At 61.9% G+C, this 2,675-nt stretch carries 5 protein-coding genes; 1 reads left to right on the top strand and 4 read right to left on the bottom strand.

All coding sequences use genetic code 11. The features are described 5' to 3' along the window. Nucleotides 1-260: 260 nt before the first annotated feature. From CBW22_RS25120 to CBW22_RS25105, 4 genes are all read right to left on the bottom strand, one after another. The gene (locus CBW22_RS25120; protein ID WP_088518174.1) at nucleotides 261-482 is read right to left on the bottom strand and encodes a hypothetical protein; all 222 of its coding nucleotides are present in this window, start codon (nucleotides 480-482) and stop codon (nucleotides 261-263) included. 20 nt (nucleotides 483-502) lie between these two features. Continuing rightward, the gene (locus tag CBW22_RS25115) at nucleotides 503-1,147 is read right to left on the bottom strand and encodes a DNA methyltransferase (RefSeq protein ID WP_088518173.1); all 645 of its coding nucleotides are present in this window, start codon (nucleotides 1,145-1,147) and stop codon (nucleotides 503-505) included. A gap of 333 nt (nucleotides 1,148-1,480) precedes the next feature. Then, on the bottom strand, nucleotides 1,481-1,816 hold the full coding sequence (locus CBW22_RS25110) for a hypothetical protein (RefSeq protein ID WP_088518172.1): 336 nt from the start codon (nucleotides 1,814-1,816) through the stop codon (nucleotides 1,481-1,483). Further along, nucleotides 1,813-2,061, bottom strand: a complete 249-nt coding sequence (locus CBW22_RS25105) for a hypothetical protein (RefSeq protein ID WP_088518171.1) — start codon at nucleotides 2,059-2,061, stop codon at nucleotides 1,813-1,815. The genes CBW22_RS25110 and CBW22_RS25105 overlap by 4 nt, the downstream gene beginning before the upstream one ends. A 396-nt stretch (nucleotides 2,062-2,457) precedes the next feature. Between CBW22_RS25105 and CBW22_RS25100 the strand changes: the two genes are divergently transcribed. Then, a partial coding sequence (locus tag CBW22_RS25100; protein ID WP_176428194.1) for an SOS response-associated peptidase family protein occupies nucleotides 2,458-2,675 on the top strand: 218 nt, incomplete at its 3' end.

Below are 2,675 nucleotides of genomic sequence, written 5' to 3'. Positions count from 1 at the left end.
GTGCGAACGGGCGAGGACGGCGAGCGAAGCGATCTCTTGAACACGCAGCGGCCGGGCTAAAGTGAAGTCACGGCACCGGCCGCAGACCGCACGTTTTTCCTCCCCCGCCGCAGGCGGCATAAAAGCGGCGCGCAGCAACGTCCTTTTCCTCTCAGTCCTGTCCACAGCCGGCGTGCATATCAGCACCGGAACCCTGTGGATAAACGAAGCCCCGCCACGCGCCGGCAGGGCTTTTGTATTTTGGTTGTTTATTAATCACCCTAGCGATAGTGTTTCCGGATCTGCGCCGCGCGCCGGCAGAGTTCCACCAGGTCGTTGTCGATTCCCTCAATGAGTAAGCCGGTCATGCGCTGCTCCAGGCTGGCGCCGTGCCAGAGGTGGCGCGCTGTCATATCACGCAGTCGCAGATGAAACTCATACAGCGATTCTTCCAGGTCTGCCACGTCGTCGGCCAGCGCGTTTTCAGGGATTTGTGTACTCATGTTTTTCTTCTCCGTAACGATCAGGCGGCGCGCGCGCTGCGCCGGGCGTAAAGGCGGCGCAGGCCGGCGGCGTGGTACTGTTCCAGCAGCTCGATACCGATCCAGCGGCGCCCACATTCCTCGGCGGCCACGCAGGTCGAACCGCTGCCGGCGAACGGATCCAGCACAATGGCGCCCGGCTGCGTAAAGGCTTCAATCAGCGGCCGCAGGATGCTGAGCGGCTTCTCGGTCGGGTGGTGGCGGTTGCCGGTGTATTCCCATGGCATCACGTCCGGCAGCGGTTTTGCCGGCAGCGGCGGGCGCCCCTTCGCCAGCAGGTAGGCACTTTCATGCTGATAGCCGACAAAGGCCGACTTTGAGGCATAGGGCTTGGTGAAAACCAGGTGACCGACAACGCGAAACCCCGCTTCCTTCCAGGCCTGCATGAACGTGTCCACGCGGTTCCAGCCGTAGAAACTGACCGCCAGGCTGTTATCTTTCAGCACCCGGTACATTTCCCGGCTCGCCGGCAGCACCCAGTCGCTGTTTACGTCATTCGCAATGGTGCGCCCGGACCGGTCTTTAAAGCCGACCAGGTACGGCGGATCGGTGAGAATGAAATCAATGCTTTTGTCCGGAAAGCCGCCCATAACCTGTACGCTGTCGCCGTGCATGAATCGTGACATTGCTGTGCTCCTTTGGATGAAGGGGGCACCCCTCTGGTGCCGTGACCTCCACAAAGCCGGGCGACCAGCTGAGCAAACAGGGGCGGACGCGCAAGCCGCACGCGCCGCCGGAGCGGACTGAATGTCCCGCGCACGGCGGGGAACGGGTGAGCAGGCCGGCGACAGCTTCCCTTGTTTGCGAGGCCGCCCGGCTACCGTGAGGGCACGGCACTTTATGCCCGCCGTTTACCGGCCGCAGGACGGGAGACGGCATAAGCGTGGAGCGAAGCGACGTCATCATTATCTTTCCCGTGAAAAGCGCCGCCCGCCGGGCGGCCGCCTAAGTAGTCGTTTTCAGCCCCGGAAATCAGGCCAGTGGCAACCGCACCGGTCGCTCACCACGGGTGCCATAAGCGTACCGGTTACTTGCCACTCATCCAGAAAATGGAGGCCGGAAAGTGTCGCTGCCTGCTGCGCATCAAGTTGCACGAGGGACTTCAGCCAGACGTCATTGCCGTCAAAGCGCCAGTAACAGCCTTCACTCTCACGGGGTTCGCCCTTCCACCACGTACGGCCCATGAGCATGCAGCCCGCCTCTGCCAGCTGCTCATCCGGTGACAGGATGAGCAAATGCTCCTCTGAGCATGCGCCCTGCCACTCTGCCTGAAAGGAAGCCAGCCAGGTGTTCACTCTTTTTCCTTCCGTTTTGCCAGAACCGTGTCAGCGCAGTGGCGCAGGAAGTACCAGCTGAGACTGATATCCGCATCGAGCGTGGCATCGGCCAGCGCGATCGTGGCCAGCACCTCATCGGACGTCAGCTCCGGTGCCACGTCTTCGAAGTCATCGGCTACCCACAGGTGCACTACGCAGGGTGTGTCTGGTGCAAAACGCTGCAGCTGTTCGGCCAGCTGGCCAGTGGTGAGAGGGTGATTCATGGTTACTCCGGTTACAGGTTGCACGGCATCAGCGCCGTGACGTCACGGCAGCCGGGCCACTGCGGAGGACGCAGGGTCGAGGGACGAAGCCGCACGCGCCGCCGGAGCGGACTGAATGTCCCGCGAACGGGGGGGAACGGGTGAGTCATGAGGCGAAGCTGCCTTGCGGACGAAGCGGCCCGGCTAAGGTGAAGTCACGGCGCAGCCCGACGGTCAGGAGGGAGGTATTCCGCAGAGCCGTGAATATGACTGGCGCCAGGCCGGTGCGTCACCGGACACGGCTAAATCCACGCTGATCCGATCGCGCTCTTCCCGGGGCCGGGCGGCAAGGTTATGTGACATGATAATCCCTCCGGACAAAAGTATACCGCCTATGCTGAATAGCAGGAGGGGCTTATGTGTGGACGATTTGCGCAGTACAGCAGCAGAGATGACTACTTTGACGCTCTGGGTATTGGCCCGGAAGAACTGACCCGGGATGCTGAACCCATTGGCCGGTACAACGTGGCGCCGGGGACTAAGGTTCTGTTGCTCAGTGAGCGTGACGGCGAGCTGAAGTTTGATCCTGTTTACTGGGGCTACGGTCCGGAGTGGTGGGATAAACCGCCGCTCAT

The organism is Pantoea sp. VS1, assembly GCF_002207995.1.
In the GTDB taxonomy this organism is placed as follows: Bacteria; Pseudomonadota; Gammaproteobacteria; order Enterobacterales; family Enterobacteriaceae; genus Pantoea; species Pantoea dispersa.
This window is presented reverse-complemented; position numbering and strand designations above follow the sequence as displayed.